The organism is Clostridium algoriphilum, from assembly GCF_020443705.1.
Lineage (GTDB): Bacteria > Bacillota > Clostridia > Clostridiales > Clostridiaceae > Clostridium_AD > Clostridium_AD algoriphilum.
This window is the reverse complement of sequence record NZ_JAIZZK010000002.1, coordinates 247,168-269,770: the sequence shown is the minus strand read 5'-3', so window position 1 is coordinate 269,770 and position 22,603 is coordinate 247,168. Positions and strand designations below refer to the sequence as shown.

Annotated in this window: 20 protein-coding genes, 4 pseudogenes and 1 riboswitch; of the genes and pseudogenes, 8 read left to right on the top strand and 16 right to left on the bottom strand. The window is 32.3% G+C overall.

What is annotated here, in order from left to right; all coding sequences use genetic code 11:
* Positions 1–234 precede the first annotated feature (234 nt).
* The 3 genes and pseudogenes from LGK95_RS03585 to melA all read right to left on the bottom strand — a co-directional run bounded on the left by LGK95_RS03585 (position 235) and on the right by melA (position 3,039).
* Positions 235–783, bottom strand: a complete 549-nt coding sequence (locus tag LGK95_RS03585) for a GNAT family N-acetyltransferase (protein ID WP_226122296.1) — start codon at positions 781–783, stop codon at positions 235–237.
* Between the two features lie 248 nt (positions 784–1,031).
* The gene (locus LGK95_RS03580) at positions 1,032–1,628 is read right to left on the bottom strand and encodes a maltose acetyltransferase domain-containing protein (RefSeq protein ID WP_226122295.1); all 597 of its coding nucleotides are present in this window, start codon (positions 1,626–1,628) and stop codon (positions 1,032–1,034) included.
* Positions 1,629–1,731: 103 nt separating this feature from the next.
* A pseudogene (gene melA / locus LGK95_RS03575) lies at positions 1,732–3,039 on the bottom strand (alpha-galactosidase).
* 169 nt (positions 3,040–3,208) lie between these two features.
* Here melA and LGK95_RS03570 point away from each other — a divergent pair.
* On the top strand, positions 3,209–4,039 hold the full coding sequence (locus tag LGK95_RS03570) for an AraC family transcriptional regulator (protein ID WP_319001890.1): 831 nt from the start codon (positions 3,209–3,211) through the stop codon (positions 4,037–4,039).
* A gap of 70 nt (positions 4,040–4,109) precedes the next feature.
* Here LGK95_RS03570 and LGK95_RS03565 read toward each other — a convergent pair.
* Both LGK95_RS03565 and LGK95_RS03560 read right to left on the bottom strand, forming a co-directional pair.
* Positions 4,110–4,610, bottom strand: a pseudogene (locus LGK95_RS03565) (GNAT family N-acetyltransferase).
* 53 nt (positions 4,611–4,663) lie between these two features.
* The gene (locus LGK95_RS03560) at positions 4,664–4,858 is read right to left on the bottom strand and encodes a hypothetical protein (RefSeq protein ID WP_226122294.1); all 195 of its coding nucleotides are present in this window, start codon (positions 4,856–4,858) and stop codon (positions 4,664–4,666) included.
* Positions 4,859–5,471: 613 nt separating this feature from the next.
* Between LGK95_RS03560 and LGK95_RS03555 the strand changes: the two are divergent.
* The 7 genes and pseudogenes from LGK95_RS03555 to LGK95_RS03525 form a co-directional block, all read left to right on the top strand.
* Positions 5,472–5,954: pseudogene (locus LGK95_RS03555) on the top strand (tyrosine-type recombinase/integrase); the annotation flags it as partial.
* Positions 5,951–6,409 (top strand): hypothetical protein, encoded by a 459-nt coding sequence (locus tag LGK95_RS03550; RefSeq protein ID WP_226122293.1) that lies wholly within the window; start codon positions 5,951–5,953, stop codon positions 6,407–6,409. The pseudogene LGK95_RS03555 and the gene LGK95_RS03550, both read left to right, overlap by 4 nt.
* A gap of 90 nt (positions 6,410–6,499) precedes the next feature.
* Positions 6,500–6,709 (top strand): annotated as a pseudogene (locus LGK95_RS22775) (phage integrase SAM-like domain-containing protein); the annotation flags it as partial.
* 62 nt (positions 6,710–6,771) lie between these two features.
* Positions 6,772–6,984, top strand: a complete 213-nt coding sequence (locus LGK95_RS22770; protein WP_226122292.1) for a tyrosine-type recombinase/integrase — start codon at positions 6,772–6,774, stop codon at positions 6,982–6,984.
* Positions 6,971–7,162 carry a sulfur carrier protein ThiS gene (thiS, locus tag LGK95_RS03535; protein WP_226122291.1) on the top strand — a complete coding sequence of 64 codons (192 nt, stop codon included), beginning with the start codon at positions 6,971–6,973 and terminating at the stop codon, positions 7,160–7,162. Before LGK95_RS22770 ends, thiS begins: the two co-directional genes overlap by 14 nt.
* 4 nt (positions 7,163–7,166) lie before the next feature.
* Entirely contained in the window at positions 7,167–7,775 is a 609-nt protein-coding gene (locus tag LGK95_RS03530; RefSeq protein ID WP_226122316.1) for a beta/alpha barrel domain-containing protein, read from the top strand.
* An 87-nt stretch (positions 7,776–7,862) separates the two neighbouring features.
* Positions 7,863–8,069 carry a hypothetical protein gene (locus LGK95_RS03525; RefSeq protein ID WP_226122290.1) on the top strand — a complete coding sequence of 69 codons (207 nt, stop codon included), beginning with the start codon at positions 7,863–7,865 and terminating at the stop codon, positions 8,067–8,069.
* Here the strand turns inward: LGK95_RS03525 and thiC are convergent.
* From thiC to LGK95_RS03470, 11 genes are all read right to left on the bottom strand, one after another.
* Positions 8,064–9,377, bottom strand: a complete 1,314-nt coding sequence (gene thiC, locus LGK95_RS03520) for a phosphomethylpyrimidine synthase ThiC (protein WP_226122289.1) — start codon at positions 9,375–9,377, stop codon at positions 8,064–8,066. The genes LGK95_RS03525 and thiC overlap by 6 nt on opposite strands.
* Before the next feature lie 70 nt (positions 9,378–9,447).
* A riboswitch (TPP riboswitch) is annotated at positions 9,448–9,555 on the bottom strand.
* A 123-nt stretch (positions 9,556–9,678) separates the two neighbouring features.
* A complete protein-coding gene (locus LGK95_RS03515) occupies positions 9,679–10,845 on the bottom strand; it encodes an iron-containing alcohol dehydrogenase (RefSeq protein ID WP_226122287.1) in 1,167 nt (388 codons plus the stop codon).
* A gap of 57 nt (positions 10,846–10,902) precedes the next feature.
* Positions 10,903–11,991, bottom strand: a complete 1,089-nt coding sequence (locus LGK95_RS03510; RefSeq protein WP_226122286.1) for a 2,3-butanediol dehydrogenase — start codon at positions 11,989–11,991, stop codon at positions 10,903–10,905.
* Positions 11,992–12,081: 90 nt separating this feature from the next.
* On the bottom strand, positions 12,082–12,939 hold the full coding sequence (gene lipA / locus LGK95_RS03505; protein WP_226122315.1) for a lipoyl synthase: 858 nt from the start codon (positions 12,937–12,939) through the stop codon (positions 12,082–12,084).
* Between the two features lie 17 nt (positions 12,940–12,956).
* Positions 12,957–13,937 (bottom strand): lipoate--protein ligase, encoded by a 981-nt coding sequence (locus LGK95_RS03500; RefSeq protein ID WP_226122285.1) that lies wholly within the window; start codon positions 13,935–13,937, stop codon positions 12,957–12,959.
* Between the two features lie 42 nt (positions 13,938–13,979).
* Positions 13,980–14,759 carry an MBL fold metallo-hydrolase gene (locus LGK95_RS03495; RefSeq protein ID WP_226122284.1) on the bottom strand — a complete coding sequence of 260 codons (780 nt, stop codon included), beginning with the start codon at positions 14,757–14,759 and terminating at the stop codon, positions 13,980–13,982.
* Positions 14,760–14,771: 12 nt separating this feature from the next.
* Positions 14,772–15,986, bottom strand: coding sequence for a dihydrolipoamide acetyltransferase family protein (locus LGK95_RS03490; protein WP_226122283.1), 1,215 nt, complete (start codon positions 15,984–15,986; stop codon positions 14,772–14,774).
* Positions 15,987–16,141: 155 nt separating this feature from the next.
* The gene (gene lpdA, locus LGK95_RS03485; protein WP_226122281.1) at positions 16,142–17,515 is read right to left on the bottom strand and encodes a dihydrolipoyl dehydrogenase; all 1,374 of its coding nucleotides are present in this window, start codon (positions 17,513–17,515) and stop codon (positions 16,142–16,144) included.
* A 310-nt stretch (positions 17,516–17,825) separates the two neighbouring features.
* Positions 17,826–18,797, bottom strand: coding sequence for an alpha-ketoacid dehydrogenase subunit beta (locus LGK95_RS03480; RefSeq protein WP_226122279.1), 972 nt, complete (start codon positions 18,795–18,797; stop codon positions 17,826–17,828).
* 1 nt (position 18,798) lies between these two features.
* A complete protein-coding gene (locus LGK95_RS03475; RefSeq protein ID WP_226122277.1) occupies positions 18,799–19,779 on the bottom strand; it encodes a thiamine pyrophosphate-dependent dehydrogenase E1 component subunit alpha in 981 nt (326 codons plus the stop codon).
* 498 nt (positions 19,780–20,277) lie between these two features.
* On the bottom strand, positions 20,278–22,233 hold the full coding sequence (locus tag LGK95_RS03470; protein ID WP_226122275.1) for a sigma-54-dependent Fis family transcriptional regulator: 1,956 nt from the start codon (positions 22,231–22,233) through the stop codon (positions 20,278–20,280).
* Positions 22,234–22,603: the final 370 nt, after the last annotated feature.

Genomic DNA, 22,603 nt, shown 5'->3' with positions numbered 1-22,603 from the left:
CTGTTCATAATCAAAAACACAATTAATTTCATCTTTTTTATTATATCCAAACAATTGATTTTCATGTATATAAAAATCAATTGCTTGGAAACAGCAAATGTCGTGAAAAGAGACTTTAACGACATTTGTTTATTAACATCGTTGCAATCGCAATAATTATTGTTACTGATACATCCTTAACATATAAAAAAAAACCACATCTAATGATATGGGGTTACTTGAGAGTCAAGTAGATTATTTAGTAGAATGAAACCACTCTTCTTCCAATATGGAATATTGGTAAGCATCATGCCATATTGACTTCCCATCAATTGTTTTTTTGAAATAAGCTGGTTTTCTAAAATGTCCTTCCCTCCTCATTAAAAGTCGTTCCAATAACCTCCATGAGGGAGTATTTTCAGGGTTACACTTACCAATAACTCGGTGAGTTCCTAATTGTTCAAAACCATACTTCAAAACTCTTTTACACGCCTCTGTGGCATAGCCTTTTCCATAATATGTAGGATTAAATACATAACCGATTTCCCATGTTAAAAATTCTTTAGGTCCCTGCTGTTGAAAATAAACATTGCCTATTAACTTATTGTTTTCTTTTAAGCATACAGCCAAAAACGAATCATTCTGTGAACGGTAAATGGCTTCTTCATTACTTGCATCTTCATTATAAACATCATATGGTTCATATTTAACCACCGATTCTTGAGAAAGGTATTCATATAAATCCTTAGAATCATCTTTTTTAAATTTTCTAATAATAAGTCTTTCTGTCTCAATTATTATCATTTAATATTCACTCCTCTTATTTGATAGGGGGAATAGCTGAATAATACATACTTATCCCTCAACTTTAGCCGAAAAAACACCTCATAATTGTATTCATTTAAACACCACTCCTTTTTAAAATTACTCGCTAAAATATATCTATAGTAGTTAACAATTACCATTTTATCATTCTATAGGATAGATCTATACTGTAAATGTAGGTTATACCCAAAACCTGTCACTTGAATCATTAATAATTTTAATGAAAATTATTCAACCCTTCTGTTTTTATAATAATATTCTTTATCACGTTCATTTATATTTCTTAATACACGACATGGATTTCCTACAGCGATTACATTTTCAGGAATATCATGAGTAACAACACTTCCAGCACCTATAACTGAATTATCCCCTATAGTGATGCCTGGTAAAATCACTACATTGGAACCTATCCATACATCGTTACCAATTCTTACGGGAATTGAAAACTGAGTACCTGGTCTGCGAAGACTTGAGTCAACAGGATGTCCTGTTGGTGTTATTGTTACATTAGGTGCTATCATTACATGCTCACCTATATAAACATCAATATCATCTACAATTACAAGATTAAAATTAGCATAAAAATGGTCACCAATATGCACGTTTGTGCCATATGCCATGTGTACTGGTGGTTCAATCCAAATATTCTCACCCATATCGCCCAATAATTTTTTCAGCAAGTCTTTCATTTTTGTTTCTTCACTTGGATGTGTATGGTTATAATCATATAATAATTCTTTACACCTTTTACGGTCCTCTTCAAGACCCTCTCCTGCATCTATATACAACATACCATTTTTCATTTTCTCTCTAATTGTCATAATAACCTCCATAACTTATAATATTTATTTAAATGTTAATTCTCCAAGTAACACTGCAATAATCCCCATTTAATCCTGGTATATTAAGGCCGAGCCATCCCTTCTATTTATATTTTGGTAACCAATTTCCATGAGCTTCGATAAGATCATCACACATAGATTTAATATTATCTATTGAAAGCTCTGCGGATGTATGAGGATCAAGCATTGCAGCCATATAAATTAATTCCCGTTTACCTGTAAGTGCAGCATCTATAGTCAGAAGCTGAGGATTTATATTTGTTCTATTTAATGCTGCAAGCTGTTCTGGAAGTTTACCAACATATGTAGGTATCACTCCACTTCTGTCAACTAGACAGGGAACCTCAACAATTGCTTCAGTAGGTAAATTTGTTATAAGTCCTGTATTTAATACATTCCCACCAATTTTATATGGATTGCCAGTTTCCATAGCTTCCATTATATAAGAAGCATATTCATGAGTCCTTGTGTGTTGTATATTTTTGTTCTCCACCATATCATTACGCATCTTTTTCCATTTTTCAATCTGCTCTATACATCTTCTTGGATATTCATCCAATGGGATATTAAAAGCTTCAATTAGTTCAGGATATTTGCTTTTAATGAAATATGGGAGATATTCAGATGCATGTTCACTGGATTCAGTAATATAATATCCAAAGTTAAGCATCATTTCGTATCTAACCATATCAGAATGTTTGCCTTGCAACTGTTTTTCCAAAGCTTTTGCCTTTAAGGCTGGATAAAGGTCTTTACCGTTTTTGGTAACTTCTAATACCTAAGCTTGATGGTTAATGCCGGCAATTTTCCACTGTGAATCTTCTGCATTAACCCCTATATCAAGAGATTTTAGAAGGTCAGGTACACATTTTTGAACGCTATGACATAGTCCTACAGTTTTAATTGAAGAGGCTTTTAACATTGCACCTGTTAACATTGCCATGGGATTAGAGTAATTTAAGAACCAGGCATCGGGACAACCTTCTTCCATATCTCTTGCAAAATCAAGCATTACAGGGATTGTTCTAAGGGCTCTAAATATTCCTCCAATACCTAAGGTATCAGCTATTGTTTGGCGAAGACCATATTTTTTTGGAATTTCAAAATCAGTTATAGTACATGGATCATATCCTCCAACTTGAATTGCATTAACTACATAATTTGCACCTCTAAGAGCATCTTTTCTATTTGTATATGATTTAATTTTAGCATGTCCATTATTATTGGAATTTATATTGTTTAACATAGCCTCAGAGTCTTTTAGTCTTTGAATATCAATATCATATAAAGCAATTTCAGAATCCTGTAAAGAGGGAGTTAATATACAATCGCCTAATACATTCTTAGCAAAAACTGTGCTACCAGCACCCATAAAAGTAATTTTTGGCATAATATCCACCTTCTATAATTTATTATCAGTATAAATATCTCATAAATATAAATTTAATACTAACACTATCTATTATAAAATATTTCCATATAAAAAGAATGGTTTTATATAAGATAAACATGGTATAATCTCAGATATAAAATATAAATTAAGGAGGAGTGAAACCGTTTTGTTTAATAAAAATGAATTTACAGGATTTAAAAGCCCATTAGATGAAGGCATGGATTTAATAGTATATCATTATGGTATGGAAAATTGTAAACCAAGTCACTCCTATGGGCCGGCTCTTAGAGACCATTTCTTATTACATTATATAATTAGTGGAAGTGGTACATTTGTATTAGATGGGAAATCTTATAATCTACATGAAAATCAAGGTTTTCTAATATGTCCAGATGTAATTACCTATTATGAGGCGAGTAGCAAAGACCCTTGGATTTATACTTGGATTGGGTTTAGAGGAATAAAGGCTGAGACCTTCTTAAAGAATATTAAATTAGATAAAGACAATCCAGTTTTTAAATGCAAAGGAGATATCATTAAGAAGTGTTTTGAAGAAATTAGACATTCTAGCACTTATAAATTGGGGTATGAACTTCGCTTGCAAGGATATTTAAATATATTGCTTTCAGAGCTCACAGAGCAATCAGAAGCGGCTAAAACAAAAGGAGATGGACAGAAAAAAAACTACATTAAAAAATCCATTCAATTTATTGAAACTAATTATTCTCGCAGCATGTCTATTGAATCATTAGCAAGTTATATAGGCCTTAATAAGAACTATCTTAGCACTATATTTAGTGAATTATTAGGAATTCCACCCCAAGAATACCTAATAAAATATAGGGTTAATAAAGCCTGCAAACTATTAAGTAATAAAGATTTAACTATAAGCGAGATTTCACGTTCCGTTGGATATGATGATCCTCTTGGATTCTCAAAGATATTTAAACAAATAAAAGGGGTTTCACCAAAATCTTATAGACAGGCTCTATTATAAAAAAATATTGTTTTACCTTTTTACTTCTCTTGGAATATATTGTTAGGACTTTTCAAATGCAGTGATATGGCTAAAGTTCGCCTTTCCTCTTTATTGAGTAATAAATTCTATCATTACTTTTTCTTTCATATTTAAATCTACATTTTTCAATTACTCTTTTAGATTGAATATTATGTATAAAATGAGAACATACAATTGAATCAATATTTTCTTCGTAAAATCCATAGTGAAGAACTTTTATAACAGCTTCTGACATTATTCCTAATCCCCAATATTTTTGTGATAAAACAAATCCTATTTCTCTTGAATTTATTTGTTCTTGTTGAAAATGTAGGTGTAATTCAATCTAACCAATTACTTTATGAGATTCTTTAAATTCAATAGCCCATAATGATTCAGAAGAATCATTAATAAATTGTTTTAAAATACTTAGAGTTTCATTTTCAGTGTTTTTTACATGAAATCCTGCCATGCTTGCTACTTCTTCATTAGATGTAAATTCATGTAAATCATCTAAATCAGAGATTTTCCATGCCCGTAATATTAATCTGTTGCTTTCTAATATTTTCATTTTGTCCCCTTAAACTATATTTCTCTATTTATTTAACATAACTCATTTCTAAATTATTTACCCTCTCCATACTGATTAATTAATTTATAAAATGTAGTTTTCTTTAAATCTAATATTTTCATAACATCAACACCACTTATATCACCATCTTGCATCATTTTATAATATCTTTCCCATAGCTTAGGATACTCTATAGGCTTACGTCCTTTGTACCTGCCTGCCGTTACTGCAATTGCTATACCTTCCATCTGTCTATCCTTTAGATAGTCACGTTCAAGTTGTGCAACTGCTCTTAAGGTGGAGCTATTTCAAAAGATATTCAAAATCGTCTTGGACATAATAAAATTTGCCACCATAAAATAATTTACGGTGGCAAATGGACGATTTTAATTAAATATTCACTAGATAAACCCAGTTATACCCTCACTATGTCTACAATAGTCTCAATATGAGGGGTGTGTCATTACTTTGTATTTTATCTTATCTGCATATATTTTATAATACTTTGTGAGCATTGATATAATGCCATATATGGGATATATAATAATTTTTAAGCTCTACAATTATTTAATTATATCTAATCATATTTTATGGACCGGTGGAAAATGGTCGGAATTTCCACCACATCATTGAATTTTATGAATCTTTTAATCAATGCTTTTATATTAACTAATTGTATCTAATAATATTTTGTGTAACGGTGGCAAACGGGTGGCATTGCCACCATAAAACTCAACTTTAGTATTTAACCTACATACCATAATCTCATCCCGTTGATATTTCTATATTTATACTTAACATTCTATAAAATAGTGCGTATGATTCTAGTTCCCTTAATCAACAAGACTTGGTTTAAGGGCTGGTGATATAGTTAATTTGAAACTTAAAAACATTAAGTGGCGAACAAATACAATTAAAATAATTCAACAAAAGACTGGACGTGCTCTAACAATTCCTTTGCTAGCTGATACAGGTAATTCAATAGTTGAATATCTGTTACATGGTAGACCGGAATCCCAAGAACCATATGTTTTTCTGCGTAGCAAAGCTCCGTATATAAAATTATCAGGTCATTCCAGTATATATCATATTGTGAGTGGCTATATGGCAAAAGCCGGAATTAGGCAAACTAGTGGAGAACGAAAAGGGTCACACTGTTGTAGGCATACGGCGGCAGCCCGTCTACTTGCTGTTGAAATGCCTCTACCTATCATATCAAGTTTACTTGGTCATTCAAACAAAAACTCAACAATGGTATATCTTTCAACTGACTTGGAACACCTTCGTGACTGTGCATTAGGACTGGATGGAATAGAAGTCGTAAAGGAGGAATTACTACAATGAACTATGTTTTTTTTAGCAACTTCAAGCATAATATTGAAGACCTTATTGAACAGAAGAACTCTATCGGTTTTCCATACGTTAATTCTCAGCATTTTCTGAAAGTATTTGATACATTTTGTAATAAATATTATCCACAAGCAACTCTTCTAACACGTGAAATCATAATGCATTGGGCAGAAAGGCGACCACAGGAACAACTAAGAACATTATCAAACAGGATTTCTCCAATACGCCAATTGGCTAAGTATATAAATAGTATAGGCAACGAAGCATATATTATCCCTTCGGGGATGCCTGGCAAAAGTAGACGTTATATTCCTCATATATTTACTAAACAAGAATTGTATATATTTTTTACAGTTGCAGATAAATACAAATATAATTTGGCTTCACCAGTACGCCATCTTGTAGTATCTGTAATATTTAGAGTGTTATACTGTTGCGGCCTGCGATGATCGGTTTTTTAAATATATACGTAATTTTCTTATGATTTATCTACCTAAAAACAGGTGCTATAGCGAAAATACGGTTAAGCCTACCGTGATACAATTAATTTGCTGAGAGTTTATATTGAGGAAAAAGAAAAGCTTTCTTTTTCAAAGATTACATTTGATATGCTCGACCATGTTCTCACTGGTAAATTTCTGGATTGGTTGCAATGTGAACGTAAATGTAGCATTTCCACAAGAAATCATCGGCTGGCTGAGTTAAAATCTTTTTTTAAATACGCTGCACAGGAAGACCCATCGCTTTGATAACCTATATAGAACTTAGTAAAATTCCAGTTAAAAAAGCTCCGACTCCAACGGTTTCTTACATGTCAGAAAAAGCTTTGTCAGCTATACTTAAAAAGCCATCACAGAACACTAAACTCGGCATCCGAGACAGATTCTTTATGATATTTATGTATGACACGGGTGCACGTATACAGGAATTGTTGGATCTCAGATTGAAGGATCTCCATCTTAACGATAGTGTCCCGTGTGTCTATCTTACTGGTAAAGGGGAAAAAATGCGTGCAAAATGGTGATTCTCTTAATCTCCAATTTGGCACAAGCATTTTAGCATTAATAGAATTAAATAAACTTAAACCAGAGAAAATTGTAATTGAATACAATTATAATATTCTGAGCCAAGAAGAATGGACAAATACAGTAATAAAAGAAAATGACAAAATCGAAATTTTAAGTTTCGTTGTGGGAGGTTAGTTTTATGGACAAACTAATAATAGGTGGAATTGAACTAACTAGTAGGCTTATTATAGGAACAGGAAAGTACCCAACAAATAAAATTATTCCTGAGGTAATTAAGGCATCAAAGGCTCAGGTTGTGACGGTGGCCATACTAAGAATGGATTTTAATTCAAAAGACGAGAATATACTAAATTTCATACCTAAATCTTGTGTTTTAATGCCAAACACTTCCGGGGCTAGAAATGCTGATGAAGCAATACGCATTGCCCATATTGCAAAAGCAGCAGGCTGCGGAAACTGGATTAAGATTGAGGTTGTCTCAGACAATAAATATCTTCTTCCTGATAATTTTGAGACAATTAAAGCAACTGAAATTTTAGTAAAAGAAGGTTTTGTTGTGCTTCCATATATGAACCCAGACCTTATGGCCGCAAAACGGTTAAGAGATGTTGGTGCTGCCGCAGTACTTTTAAACACAGCAATAGCAACAGCTGAAAACCCAATACTTATGGGCGAAGCATTCGGGCTTACAGTAGATGCCGGACGAAAAGCTTATCTCTCAGGTGCAGGTGCCGTTAAAATCTATGCAGAAGCTTCCTCACCGCTTACCGGGTTTTTAGGTAATTAATAATATTATATTAATAAGATTAAATAATGAACTTTTGCCAAGGTGAATAGTAGCTCAAAAAATAATTTTAAAAGAGGTAATAATGATATGAGTTTTTATAAAGAATATTTAAAGTACAAGGATTTTGATTTTGATAGTTTCTTTAAATCAGTTACAAAAGAGGACGTTTTAAGAGTTATAGGAAAAGAGAAGTTAAGTGATTGTATCTTGCATTGCTGCTATACAATCACCTGTATATTGAATTTAATTTCCATAGTAAATTTAATTTCCATAGTAAATTTAATTAATTTATGAATCGTCTCTTAATATATTGAGATCCTTACCTTGCATTATTTTGTTCATAGTTCTCATAGAGCACATTTTTCCACACATTGTACAGCTATCCGCATTCTCTGGCGTCGATTCTTTTCTATATCTTATAGCTTTTTCTGGATCAATAGCCAGCTCAAACATTTTCTTCCAATTAAGACTTTGTCTTGCTGTGCTCATTTCATTATCCCAGTCGCGACTACCTGGAATTTTTTTACCTATATCCCCAGCGTGAGCTGCAATCTTTGCTGCAATAATGCCTTCACGAACATCATCAACATTAGGAAGTCTTAAATGTTCTGCTGGCGTTACATAGCAAAGGAAATCAGCTCCATAGCTTGCAGCTAAAGCACCACCTATAGCACTGGTAATATGGTCATAACCTGGGGCAATATCTGTAACTAGTGGTCCTAAAATATAAAAAGGTGCACCATGACATAATTTTTTTGCTAGTAACACGTTCGCCCCAATTTCATTTATTGCCATGTGACCTGGTCCTTCTATTATTACTTGTACATTTTTTTTCCAAGCTCTTAAGGTTAATTCACCAAGCACCATTAATTCATGGATTTGACAAGCATCAGTTGCATCATTAATGGAGCCAGGTCTGCAGGCATCCCCAAGGCTTATAGTTAAGTCATATTTTTGACATATATCTAATATCTCATCGAAATGTTCATAAAAAGGATTTTCCTTTTTATTTAATTCCATCCAAGCGTATAAAAGTGATCCACCTCTCGATACAATGTGGGTTATTCTCTTATTTCTTTTAAATACATTTGCAGTCTCAATGTTTAAACCAGCATGAATTGTTACAAAGTCAACTCCATCTTTTGCATGTTTTTCGACTACATCTATAAATTCTTTAGCTGTAATGTCCTGTAATTCTTTATCGTAAAAACCTAAGGCATCATATATTGGAACAGTTCCTATCATAGCAGTGGAGTCAGATATAAGTCTTTTTCTAAATTCTTCAGTTTTACCAAAGGAGCTTAAATCCATAACAGCTTCAGCTTTCATATCTATGGATAACTGTACCTTTTTCATTTCTTCATCGATATCATAGCAATCCTTTGAAATACCTAGATTTACATTGATTTTTGTTTTTAATCCTTCCCCAACTCCCTCTGGACTGAGTATTTTATGATTTATATTAGCTGGCAAAGCTACTACGCCTCTTGATATTCTTTCTCTTAAAACCTCTTCAGACATATTTTCTTTTTTTGCGACTATTTTCATCTCTTTAGTTATAATGCCTTTTTTTGCAGCATCCATTTGAGTTGTATACATCATTTTATAATCTCCTTTACAGTTATATTATTTTTGAAATAAAAAAAGCAAACTCATAAAGAGTCTGCAACAAAAAACGTTGTAAAAAACTCCCTACGTTGGAATTACCCAAATCAGGTTATGAGGGTCAGTGATAATATCTCTTTCTCAGCTCATAATACGAGCTCCCCTTGTTTAATTTATTTATTTATTTATTATTTGCCTTAAGTATATTAGTTAAATAGTTTGATATAAAGTTTTTTTTACTTCAAGTTTATTTGAATAAACCACTGCCTTAGCATGTTAAATGTGGTTACAATTATTTTTAAAATGTTACATCTTCTCCATAGTAAGCACTATTAAACATTTTTTCCATTATTTTATCATCAATTTCTCTTGGGTTAGATCCTGTACAAGCATCTAACACTGCGTTATGAGCAATGAATTTAACATCTTTATTGAAATCTTCTTCCGCTATTCCGTATTCTTTTATTGTCTTAGGAATATTCATTTTAACGCTTAGAGATCTTACATACTCAACTAGTGCATTAACAAGCTCCGCATCTGTTTTTCCAACAAGTCCTAATCTCTTTGAAATTTTAGCGTATCTATCTGCACAATTCTTAGCATTATATTGGATAACAAATGGTAAGAACATTGCATTAGCACATCCATGAGGTATATGGTAAACTGCGCCTATTTTATGAGCCATTGAATGAGCTATTCCAAGAAGTGCATTAGAAAATGCCATACCAGCTAAACACTGAGCATAATGCATTTGATTTCTAGCTTCTTTATTTCCTTCAAAAGATTTAAGTAAATGTTCATCCACCATCATTATTGCTTCCATCGCAAGTGGATCTGTAAATGCAGATCTTAAACCAGCAACATATGCTTCTATTGCATGAGTTAAAGCATCCATACCAGTAAATGCTGTAAGTTTTGGAGGCATAGTTTGTGCAAGTGCTGGATCAACTATTGCAATGTCTGGTGTTAAGTTAAAATCAGCCATTGGATATTTTATTCTTTCTTTGTAATCTGTTATTACTGCGAAAGCTGTAACTTCAGTTGCAGTACCACTTGTTGAAGGAATAGCTACAAACTTTGCTTTTTGTCTTAGTTCTGGAAGTCCAAAAGGAACTACTGCTTGCTTAAATGTAAACTCTGGGTATTCATAGAATATCCACATAGCTTTAGCTGCATCTATTGGTGAGCCTCCGCCCATAGCCACAATCAAATCTGGTTGAAATTCTCTCATTGTAGAAGCACCACTCATAACTGTTTCCACAGATGGGTCTGGCTCTACGCCTTCAATTAATTTAACTTCGAATTTAGCTTCGGTTAAATATTCTACAACCTTATCTAAAAATCCAAATCTTTTCATTGAACCGCCGCCTACAACTACTACAGCCTTTTTACCTTTTAATGTTTTTAAAGTCTCAAGTGCACCCTCTCCAAAATAAATATCTCTTGGTAATGTAAATCTTCCCATAATAAATTCCTCCTCCGTATATTTTAACTGTTCACCTACCACTGATTTTACTTGCTATTACTCTTTACAGTCAGATAAAAGAGACTTATCTGGCGTTACAAGTATTTTTACGTGTTTCTTCTTATCTGGACCAGTTAAAGTTCCAAAGCCTTCCTCTACTATATCATCAAGAGCTATTTTTTTAGTTACATATCCTTCAGTTTTAATTCTTCCGTCACTCATTTGTGCAATAGTTGCTGGAAATTCATGTCTATACGCTAATGATCCTACTATTTTCTTTTCAGAGAATACTAAAACGTTTGGATTAAAGTTCACTTCACCTTCCCAAATGCTTGTTATAACCATAGTTCCTGCATATTTTAAACTATCAATACCTATATCAAAACCTATTTTTGCTCCAGTAGTATCAAAAGCAAAATCTATACCTACTCCACCTGTAAGTTTTTTAACTTCTTCAGCTATATTAACTTCATTTGGATCAAGAACATGGTCCGCCCCTGCTTTCTTTGCATATTCTTGCCTTATTGATTTTCTTTGTAATACTATTATAAGGCTCGCTCCTGCAGCTTTTAGACATTCTATTGTTGCAAGTCCTATTGGGCCACAACCAAGTACAAGTGCATTATCTCCTGTATTGAAATTTGCTTGTCTAATAGAATGAAGAGCAACTGCTATCGGCTCAATTAATGCTGCATCTTCATAGGACATGCTGTCAGGTATTTTATGCACATATTCTTCAGTGAATACAGTGTATTCCGCAAAGCCACCGCCACTTCCACAAAGTCCATGAAATCCTAATGATGAACAAAGATTATATTTTCCTTCTTTGCAAGCTGGGCATTTACCACAAACCACCATAGGTTCCACTGCCACTCTGTCTCCAACTTTAATGTTAGTTACACCTTTACCTATTTCTACAACATCACCTGAAAATTCATGACCTAAAACAACTGGTGCAACGTTACCAGTTAAAGGGTGAGGTTTTTCAACTGGTATAAAAATTGGTCCTCCTAAATACTCATGTAAATCTGATCCACATATTCCACACCATTTTACTTTAATTTTCACATATCCACTAGTAACCTTTGGTTCTTCTACTTCCTCAACTCTAACATCTTTTTTTTCATACCATAATGCTGCTTTCATAATAAAAATCCCTCCTAAAATAATAAAATTATATATTTTATTATAGTTGAGTAACTCAAAACTGTATTAGGTTTTAAGTGCTCACTTAAATTAATTTAAACTACTTAACTCATCCTCTGCATGATATGAACTTCTAACAAGGGGACCAGAAGCTACAAATTTAAATCCCATACCCTTTGCTATTTTCTCGTATTTTTTAAATTTGTCAGGATGCACATATTCCACAACCTCATAGTGTTCTTTTGAAGGTTGAAGGTACTGTCCTATTGTAATAATGTCGCAGTTAACCTTTTTTAAATCCTTTAGAAGTTCTATAACTTGATCCTCATTTTCACCAAGACCAACCATAAATCCAGACTTAGTAAATATGCTGCTGTCTATTTCTTTAACTCTTTTTAAGAGCTCTAGAGAACGTTTATAAACAGCCATTGGCCTTACGGCGGAGTATAAATTGGGGATTGTTTCAACATTGTGATTAAGAACATTAGGTTTAGCGTAAACAACCTTTTTTAACGACTCATAATCTCCTTTAAGATCAGGAATGAGTACCTCTACAGTAACCTTTGGACAGAGTTTTTTAATTTCTAATATTGTATTTGCAAAATGACCTGCTCCACCGTCTGGAAGATCATCCCTTGTTACAGAAGTTATAACCGTGTGCTTTAAATTCATTTCCTGTATAGCTTTCGCAATATTCTTTGGCTCCATTGGATCTAACTCTTCTGGCTTAGATTTTGTAACCTTGCAAAATTTACAATTTCTAGTACAATTCTTACCTAAAATCATAAATGTGGCAGTACCTCTGTTAAAACACTCACATGTATTGGGGCAGTCTGCTTCAGCACAAACAGTATTTAAACCGTATTTTTTTAATATATTACTGATATTACCTGTATTTGATCCAGCCTTTATTCTTATTTTTAACCACTCTGGTTTTTTTGTACATATCATTTTATCACCTCACATTAAATTAATACATCCAAAATATTTTGAATGGATATGTTCATAAAATAATTATGCATATTAAAATCTTTAAGGACTTCATACATTGACTTATAATCATAAGATACTCCTATCAGAGCATTTTCAACAATAGATATATCTTTTTCACTGAAAAAATCACCATGTATTTTTATATTTTGAATCTTATTTTTATTGAAATTCATAGAAGCCTGAACTATACCTCCTACAAATTTTTTTTCTCTTTCCATAGTAAACTGAGGATTTTGTCCATAGTTCCACTCCCAGGTAGAGTACTTTTCTTCTGCTATTTGATTAATTTCCTTCCAATCATCTTCTGTAATTTGATAAATCTTTGCATTTTCAGTAGTACTATATACTTCATTAAAAAGATATTCCTTAAATTCTTCCGTTGTCATGGAAATTTTAAGGTGTTCACAAATATTAGTTACACGACTTTTAACAGATTTTATTCCCTTGCTTTCAATCTTTATTGGATTAACTCTCAATGCATTAGCTAAATCAGATATATTTGAAGAAAAAAGAAGGGTACCATGATGTAGCACCTTATTCTTGCTTTTGTACTGGGCATTTCCAGAAAACTTCTTACCTTCAATAGTTAAATCGTTTCTTCCTGATAGTTCGGCCTTAATACCAAGTTTGTTAAGAGCCAAAACAATTGGAGTTGTGAATTTTTTAAAATTAAAACAATCCTCACTTACATTGCAACTAATAAATGAAAAATTAAAATTACCCTCATCGTTAAATACGGCTCCTCCTCCGGTAATCCTTCTTACTACAGGAATATTATATTGTTTTACATAGTCAATATTTATTTCATTGTAAGCATTTTGATAATTACCAATTAAAATGCACTTCTCATTTTTCCACAACATAAAACAATCTTCATCAAACTTATTCATCAAGAATTCTTCTATAGCATGATTTTTATAAGGATCTGTATTTCTATGCTCAACAAATAACATAATGACCCTCCTTCTTGAATATTGTGGTATTTAATTTTAATATTAAAAAACTATTTCCTGCAATTCGTCCCAAAGCACTGTTACAGGAGGTAGATCATCATTATGCTTCAGAATATCATTGCTCACTAATTTTCGAAATTTTATTTTATCATCATTTTTAAATGGAATATGATAAACAACTAAATATTTAGGCTTAATTGCATTATTAATTACTTCTCGACCTTTTTTATTGTTGATAAATAATGGATTCACAAATGCAATATCAATTTTAGCGTCATGAAGCATTTTTTCAAAGTATTCACTTCTAAAGTCCGCATCACCAATAATAAACAGTTGAACTCCACAAAAATTGATTAAATAACAAAAGTTTTCAATATCAGCATATTGCTCTCCAGAATGAACAGAATTAAATACTGTAAGAGAAATATCGTAAGTAAGCTGAAAATATTTTTTTAGTGCAAGGGGAATATCCAGAAGAACCATATGGTCCGCTTGCATTAAACCTGTTTTTCGTAATGAAGAATATTTTTGTGTTTGCCTATCAGGCATAATAAGACCTTTTACATGATTATTCATTAAGAAACGTTCTGTATAGTTTGCGTTAAAATGGTCTGTATGACAATGGGTAAACAAGATAAAATCAATATTCTTAAAAATATTCTTACCATCAATCAAATCGGAAAGCATCTGATCTGACAAACCGCTAAACGGTGCACCTTCATTAACATGAATTCCATCTATTAATATGCTTGTATCATTATGATGCAGAAGTATTCCTTCATTTGCAAGCAGGGTGATACAAATTCCTTTATTATTATACATGCTAATCATCTTCTACAAGAATAACATCTCAGGTTTCTCAATATAGACTTTAAGTTTCGCCAAAAATTCAGCTGCTACTGATCCATCTACTGCTCTATGGTCAGCAGTAAGCGAGAAATTCATAAGAGGTTTTATAACTATTTCACCATTCTCAACTACTGGAGTTTCTGTAATCTTATTTACTCCTAGTATAGCAACTTCAGGTTGATTTATAATTGGGGAGAAAGATTCTATACCATACATTCCAATATTAGTTATTGTAAATGTTCCACCCTTAAGTTCATCCACACTAATTGTCTTATCCTTTGCTTTTTGAGCTAATTCTTTTATTGACCTTGAAATCTCTTCAAGTCCCTTTTCGTTAGCATATTTAATTACAGGTACCATAAGTCCATCATCTAGAGCTACCGCTATACCCATGTTCACAAAGTTTCTTAAGATTAATTCATTTCCATCAACAGAACAATTAAGTAATGGATATTGAAGCAAAACCTTTGAAACAATTTTTACTATCAAATCTGTATAAGTTACTTTACATACATCTTTAAGTGCATTCCTAATTTTCTTTAAGCTGGTTGTATCAATTTTTATATTAAAAGTTACTGTTGGTGAAGTAGCACAGCTTTCAAGCATTCTAGCGGAAATTACTTTTCTCATACCAGACATTGGAACTCTCTTTTCAGCATAATTATTTTCCAAAGCCTTACTTGCCACTGGAGATACTTCTGGTTTATTTTTACTATTTTCAATATACTTTTCCACATCTTCAGTTGTTATTCTTCCCTGTGGACCTGTACCTTCAACTAATGTGATATCAATATTCTTTTTTAAAGCCATCTTCTTAGCTAATGGTGATGCCTTTACTCTTCCTGATTTTATATTTTCACTCTTAATTTCTTCAATCTTTTTTTCAGGTACTTTTATATTACTTTGTTCCTCTGATTCAATACCTTCAGAAACTTCATTTAATAAAGAAGATATATCTTCATCAGCACCAGCAATAATTGCAACTGGCTTTAAACATTCGATTATATCTCCTTCTTTTACAAGTAACTTTCTTACTATTCCTGCATCGCATGCTTCAACATCATTGCTCAGCTTGTCTGTTTCTACCTGAAATAAAAGTTCTCCGACTTCAATTTTATCTCCTTCTTTTTTATCCCAAGTGGTCAACGTACCTTCTGTCATTGTCATTCCAAACTTTGGCATAATTACAACCTTTGCCATAATATAAGCCTCCTTATTTTATATTTTAATGCTTTCGAAAACTCCTAAAGCATTGATACTTCTACATTTATTTTTATATAGGAATTGTCTTACTCTAGAATTTTCCTTCAAACTTTATAATATACGAATAATTATATGATTTAAACTTTAGATTATTAAAGCCAATTAATTGGCTTTCCAACTGAAGCCATAAATGCTTCAGCTACAGCTTCAGATACTGTAGGATGAGGATGAATTGTTCCAATAACTTCATCTGCAGTAGCTTCTAATGTCATTGCTAAAGCAATTTCACTAATCATATCTGTAGTGTGTTTTCCATAAAGATGAACACCGAGAATTTCGTTAGATTCTCCATCAATAATAACTTTAAAAATACCCTCTGTGTCACCTTCAACTAATGACTTTCCGTTAGCAACCATTGGGAACTTACCCACCTTAACATTTTTATATTTTTCTTTAGCGGCTGCTTCTGTGAGTCCTATACATGCAATCTCTGGATCAATATATATGCAAGATGGAATTTTGTCATATGAAATTGTTTTGTTTTCTCCACAAATATTTTCAACAGCAATAATTCCTTCATGAGAAGCTGTATGAGCAAGCATAACCTTTCCGTTAACATCACCAATTGCATAAATGTTAGGGATATTAGTTCTTAGTGAATTATCTGTTTTTATTGCTTTCTTATTAAACTCAATTCCGATACCTTCTGCATTAAGTCCATCAGTATTTGGAGTTCTTCCAACAGCCATAAGCACAACGTCAGCTGTAACAAATTCTTCTTTGCCTTTTAACTCATACACAACATTATTTCCCGATACTTTCTTAACCTTAGCCCCTGTATAGAATGTAGTACCTTCACTTGAAAGTCTCTTTTTAGCCATGTTAGATACCTCTTCATCAACCATAGGAAGAATTTTGTCCATAAGTTCAAGAACATAAACCTTGCTGCCAAGTCTTGAAAGGATATATGCAAATTCAACACCAATAACACCACCACCAATAATAGCCATTGTTTCTGGTACATAATCTAAATCTAATGCTTCTTTGCTAGTGATAATATTTGTTTTACCTTCCTGTGCAATGAAAGGAGGCATAAATGTGTTAGAACCAGTAGCAATAACAAAATATTCTGAAGTAATTTTCTTATCTCCAACAACAATTGTATTTTTATCTACAAAAACTGCTTTACCTTCAACTATTGTAACTTTGTTTCCCTTAAGAAGTGCTTTTACACCGTTAACAAGTTGAGAAACAACAGTATTTTTCCTCTTCTGCAATTTCTGCATAGATACTTTTATATTTTCAACATCCACACCTTCAACTGCAAATTTATTAGCTGTTTTAGCATCCTGAAAGACATTAGCTGTTTTAATAAGTGTTTTTGTAGGAATACATCCTTCATTTAGACACACACCACCAAAATGTGTGCTTTCAACTATACAAACTTTTTTACCTAACTGAGCAGCTTTAATAGCCGATTCATATCCGCCAGGTCCGCCTCCAATTACTGTAATATCATAATCCATTTTTAAAAACTCCTTTACATTAAAATTTTAAAAGGTTTTCAAGTAATTATTTAATGCATCATCTTTTGTAATTCCCACTGCTTTTTTCTAAACTGAACTTACTGATTTTCTTAACTAATCTATTCTAAAAAATCCTCTTTTTCGAACTATTATTAAGGTATAGTAATAGCTGCATGTAAAGGACCACTTATGTTTGACAACAAGAACCCACTGATATGTTTACATAGGTTTAGGTTCAGCCTCTACCACCTAGCCAAAAACTGTCTAGGTGGTAGAGCTTAAAGGCACAATGTGCCAACCTAACTTAATATTAAAATAATTTTTTAGCTCCATTAACTATATCATTAAAATTAGGAAGTATATAACTTTCAAGGCCTGGTGAAAACGCTATTGGAGTATTAAGTGCTCCAATTCTAACTATAGGTGCATCAAGATAATCAAAAGCTTCTTCACTTATCATAGCAGAAATTTCACCACCAAATCCTCCTCTTTTATTTTCTTCTGTAACAACTAACACTTTGCTAGTTTTCTTTACAGAGTTAAATATAGTTTCTTTATCCAATGGGAATAATGTCCTTGGATCTACTACCTCTGCTTCAATTCCTTCCTTTGAAAGCTGTTCTGCAGCCTTTAAAGCTTCATGAACCATTTTACCTGTAGCAATAATCGTAATATCTTTTCCTTCTTTCTTTATATCAGCTACTCCAAATGGTATTGGCTTGATGTCATCTGGTACTTCACCTTTTAAGCCGTAAAGCACTTTATGTTCCATAAATATAACAGGATTGTCATCATTTATAGATGTAAGCATTAATCCTGCTGCATCAGCTGGAGTTGATGGATAAACAACCTTAAGTCCAGGCATATGTGTAAGCCAAGCTTCTAAAGATTGTGAATGTTGAGCGGCAGCCCCAATTCCACCACCACCTGGCAATCTAACAACCATTGGAAGCGTTATTTTTCCTCCAGACATATATCTAAGCTTTGCAGCCTGATTACATAGCATATCCATTACAACTGTAACAAAATCTCCCATCATTATTTCTGCAATTGGCCTTAATCCTGTACCAGCTGCTCCTATAGCACATCCAACAAATGCTCCTTCAGATATTGGAGTATCTCTTATTCTTTTCTCACCAAACTCATCAAACATTCCTTGTGATAATCCAAAACATCCGCCAAAAGCTCCTACGTCTTCTCCAAACATTAATACGTTTTCATCTTCCCTCATCTTAATTGTAATTGCTTCTCTTATAGCTTCCATATAAGTCATGGTTTTCATATTATCTTGCCTCCTCTATTATATCTGTATAGACATCTGTAAGTGCTGACTCTACTTCTGGCCAAGGACTGTTCTCTGCAAATTCTAAAGCTTCTTTGATTATGATATCAATATCAGCTTGTATTTCTTTTATTCCTTTTTCGCTTAAGATTTCCTTTTCAAGCATATATTTTTCAAACCTTGGTATAGGATCTTTTTTAACCCATGCTGCCTGTTCTTCCGTTGGTTTATATGTTCCAGGATCTCCCTCAAAATGTCCTCTTTGTCTATAAGTCTTGCATTCTACTATTGTTGGTCCCTTACCTTCTCTTGCTCTTTTTATAGCATCAGCTGCTACTTGTGAAACTGCAAGAACATCATTTCCATCAACTACAACTCCAGGAATATTATAAGATGCTCCTCTATTTGCTACATCCGTAATTGCCATATGTCTCTTCTGGCTCATTGATATTCCATATCCATTATTTTCGCATACATATACAATTGGTAGCTTCCACACGCTAGCCAAGTTCAATGATTCATGGAATGTACCTTGATTTGTAGATGCATCTCCAAAGAAACATATAGCAACTTGATCAGTTCCTCTGTATTGTGCACTTAAACCTGCTCCTAATACTAAATCATGACCAGCACCTACTATACCATTCGCTCCTAGGATACCTTTTGAGGCATCACATATATGCATTGAGCCGCCTCTTCCTTTACAAATGCCTGTTGCTTTTCCAAAAAGCTCTGCCATCATAAGTTTTATATCTGCACCCTTTGATATTATGTGACCATGACCTCTATGAGTACTTGTAATATAATCATCTTCTCTTAGATTTGAACATACTCCTGTAGCAATAGCTTCTTCTCCTATATATAAATGAATAAAGCCAGGAATTTTTCCTTCTGCGGAACCCTGTATAGCAACTTCCTCAAATTTTCTTATTTTTAACATAGTTTTATACATATCAATTGATTCATTCTTTGATATATTCATATTATATTCCCTCCCATTCTTTTCTTTCAATTTCTACTTCAATACACGCTATTACAACTTCTATGCTGTAATCAACATCTCCAAAATCAGGCAAATAAAGCCCTGAAGTTTTTAATCCACCATTATATTCTTTTTTCCTATTGGCAAACAGGTCTTGATTTTTTTCTGTATCATTTTTTTAGATCAGAAACAGTAATGGAAACGGTTACAATGACCCTGGAATGTATTTTTTTGATACAGCGTCTTTAACAGCTTTTTCTGTTGCCTTGCTAAAGACATGTCCATAAAATCAGTTCTTAATCCAAATTCTAATACATACCTCTTAATAAATATATCTCCTTCCTATAATAATATTAAGTAGCAAGAGACGTGCCAGTATTTAATTGAATCAAAATCCTTGAATCTCTAACAATCATTTAAACACTCATCTTATTTAAGATTCATTTTGGAAAAAAAGTACCAAAGTGGAAATTTATTTTTCCCACTTTGGTATTATACTCACTTGATATATTTTTTCACTTTTCTGTAAAATGTAGTTTTTCCAATACCAATAAGTTTGCTTGCCTTAACAACATTTCCATCACAATATTCTAAAGCCTTGACAATTAAGTTTTTTTCAATTTCTTCTAACTTATAAGTTTTAAATACATTGTCGTCAGGTATGCCTATAGTATCTTTTATATCTTTTATATCTTTTATATCTTCTATATCTTCATTAATATATTCAGGAATAAACAAACAGGAAATTATATTATTTTTTGATAGATAATATGCTCTTTGAATAATATTCTCTACTTCTCTAACATTTCCTGGCCAATTGTATTTTTTAATGGAATTAATAAATTCCTTATCAAAAAACTTCTTACTTTCTGGATTTTTATCATTTAACTGTTGTAAAAAAAGTTCTGCATAAACTTCAACATCTTCTAGACGCTCTCTAAGTGGAATTAGTTTTATATTAAATACATTTATTCTATAATACAGATCATCTCTAAAATTTTTTGTTTTAATTTGGTTGTACAAATTTCTATTTGTTGCAGTAATAACTCTTACATTTAGTTTTTTTTCGTACTTTCCACCAATCCTTGTTATGGTATGACTATCTAAAACTCTAAGCAACTTAGATTGAATTTCCAACGGCAATTCCCCAATTTCATCTAAGAAAATTGTTCCCTTATTTGCCAATTCAAACTTTCCAGGACATCCTTCTTTAGAGGCACCGGTAAATGTACCTTTATCATAACCAAAGAGCTCACTTTCTACTAAGTTCTTGGGTAAGGCTGCGCAATTTATTGCTACAAATGGTCCGTTACATCTAGTACTAGCATTATGAATAGAGTGTGCAAACAACTCTTTACCCGTCCCGCTTTCTCCAGTAATTAACACAGTACAATCATTGGCCGCAATTCTTTTGGCTTCTTCAATAAGAGAAATCATTTTTGGATTTTTAGTTATTATGTTATCAAAAGACCATTTTGAGTAAAACCCCGCTATTTTATTAACCACATGTCGTAAACTATCAGCTTTTTTAACAAGAATTACAAAACCTATATATTCTTTCTCATTTTTTACTGGTGTAACACTTACATTACATTCTACTCTACTGTTATTTAAATAAAAGCTAATTTCTCTATAGTTAATCTTATCGTTATTACTAAAATTATGCATATCTTTAATTATATCTTTCAGTAAGACTCTTATATCAATCTTATAAATTTCTTGTCCAGATATCTTAAATATTTCACAAAGTTTCAAATTAAAATCTTTTATCATAAAATCATTATCTATAACTAAAATTCCATCCTCAATAGAATTAAAAGCTGCTCCTGCCCACTTTCTATGCTCATTTATTGAAAATTGTTTTTGTATAGCATTTGCAGCTTCAACAACTATTCCAAGGGTATGTGAATGGAAATCATAAAAATGACCTGATAAATCAATAATACCTATAATTTTTCCTTTTTCATCATGTATTGGTGCTGCAGAACAGGTCCATCCATGTTGTGCTTTACAATAATGCTCCGCGCTCAAAGTATGAAATGGTTTATTTAGATAAAGGCATGTTCCAATAGCGTTTGTACCCACATTTTCTTCTTTCCAATTACATCCTTTCAAAAAATTTAGTTCTCTATTTTTTTCAATTATTTCTTTATTTCCCATAACCTTAAGTATAACTGCATTCTCATCTGTTAATACAATAGAGTAATTTGTTTCATTTAAAAGTTTGAATATATCCAGCATTACAGGTATTGCTATTTCAATAAGTTCCTTATGTTCAACTAATATTTTATCAAATTGAACTTTATCTATCTCTTTGCCTTTTATATTTACATCAAGCTTATATTTTTTACATCTAATCCAAGAATCCAGAATGTCTTGCCTTATACCTTTAGGTATCTTGTCTTCTTCTACAAGCCCATTCAATTTACTTTCAATTTTTGAGACATCAATCATATTTAACACCTTCCTAGTTATATTTAACAAAAGAACAAGCCTCTTTATATTGTTTTCTACTTATAGGTATTACTCATATTGAATTTGAATTTTGCTTGTATTTTTGGGCTGCCGCATTTTTTTTCTTTTCAATAGTAGCTATAGTCATATTGAGTGTGTGATATTTTGTTTTCTTCCCGATAACTTTAAAATTTCCTTATTAGCATCTTCTTCACAATCAAAAGTACCTTCAACCAGTGCGAATTGCGAATTATTGTTAGTATAGCATTGTTATTAACTGTTTAACAACAGTTACTTTATTGTACACACCTCCAAATCTAATTATTTATATAAAATATCCTCCATTTATTTCTAAATTACTTTTTTAGTA

What these genes read in the sequence shown, in the direction of transcription:
- LGK95_RS03470 (WP_226122275.1), bottom strand. Translation starts at nt 22,233, where the DNA reads ATGATTGATGTCTCAAAAATTGAAAGTAAATTGAATGGGCTTGTAGAA.
- lpdA (WP_226122281.1), bottom strand. Translation starts at nt 17,515, where the DNA reads ATGGATTATGATATTACAGTAATTGGAGGCGGACCTGGCGGATATGAA.
- LGK95_RS03495 (WP_226122284.1), bottom strand. Translation starts at nt 14,759, where the DNA reads ATGTATAATAATAAAGGAATTTGTATCACCCTGCTTGCAAATGAAGGA.
- LGK95_RS22770 (WP_226122292.1), top strand. Translation starts at nt 6,772, where the DNA reads ATGTCAGAAAAAGCTTTGTCAGCTATACTTAAAAAGCCATCACAGAAC.
- LGK95_RS03550 (WP_226122293.1), top strand. Translation starts at nt 5,951, where the DNA reads ATGAACTATGTTTTTTTTAGCAACTTCAAGCATAATATTGAAGACCTT.
- LGK95_RS03500 (WP_226122285.1), bottom strand. Translation starts at nt 13,937, where the DNA reads ATGTTATTTGTTGAGCATAGAAATACAGATCCTTATAAAAATCATGCT.
- LGK95_RS03490 (WP_226122283.1), bottom strand. Translation starts at nt 15,986, where the DNA reads ATGGCAAAGGTTGTAATTATGCCAAAGTTTGGAATGACAATGACAGAA.
- LGK95_RS03525 (WP_226122290.1), top strand. Translation starts at nt 7,863, where the DNA reads ATGAGTTTTTATAAAGAATATTTAAAGTACAAGGATTTTGATTTTGAT.
- LGK95_RS03515 (WP_226122287.1), bottom strand. Translation starts at nt 10,845, where the DNA reads ATGGGAAGATTTACATTACCAAGAGATATTTATTTTGGAGAGGGTGCA.
- LGK95_RS03580 (WP_226122295.1), bottom strand. Translation starts at nt 1,628, where the DNA reads ATGACAATTAGAGAGAAAATGAAAAATGGTATGTTGTATATAGATGCA.
- LGK95_RS03530 (WP_226122316.1), top strand. Translation starts at nt 7,167, where the DNA reads ATGGACAAACTAATAATAGGTGGAATTGAACTAACTAGTAGGCTTATT.
- LGK95_RS03585 (WP_226122296.1), bottom strand. Translation starts at nt 783, where the DNA reads ATGATAATAATTGAGACAGAAAGACTTATTATTAGAAAATTTAAAAAA.
- LGK95_RS03480 (WP_226122279.1), bottom strand. Translation starts at nt 18,797, where the DNA reads ATGAAAACCATGACTTATATGGAAGCTATAAGAGAAGCAATTACAATT.
- LGK95_RS03475 (WP_226122277.1), bottom strand. Translation starts at nt 19,779, where the DNA reads ATGAATATATCAAAGAATGAATCAATTGATATGTATAAAACTATGTTA.
- LGK95_RS03560 (WP_226122294.1), bottom strand. Translation starts at nt 4,858, where the DNA reads ATGGAAGGTATAGCAATTGCAGTAACGGCAGGCAGGTACAAAGGACGT.
- LGK95_RS03510 (WP_226122286.1), bottom strand. Translation starts at nt 11,991, where the DNA reads ATGAAAGCAGCATTATGGTATGAAAAAAAAGATGTTAGAGTTGAGGAA.
- thiC (WP_226122289.1), bottom strand. Translation starts at nt 9,377, where the DNA reads ATGATGTATACAACTCAAATGGATGCTGCAAAAAAAGGCATTATAACT.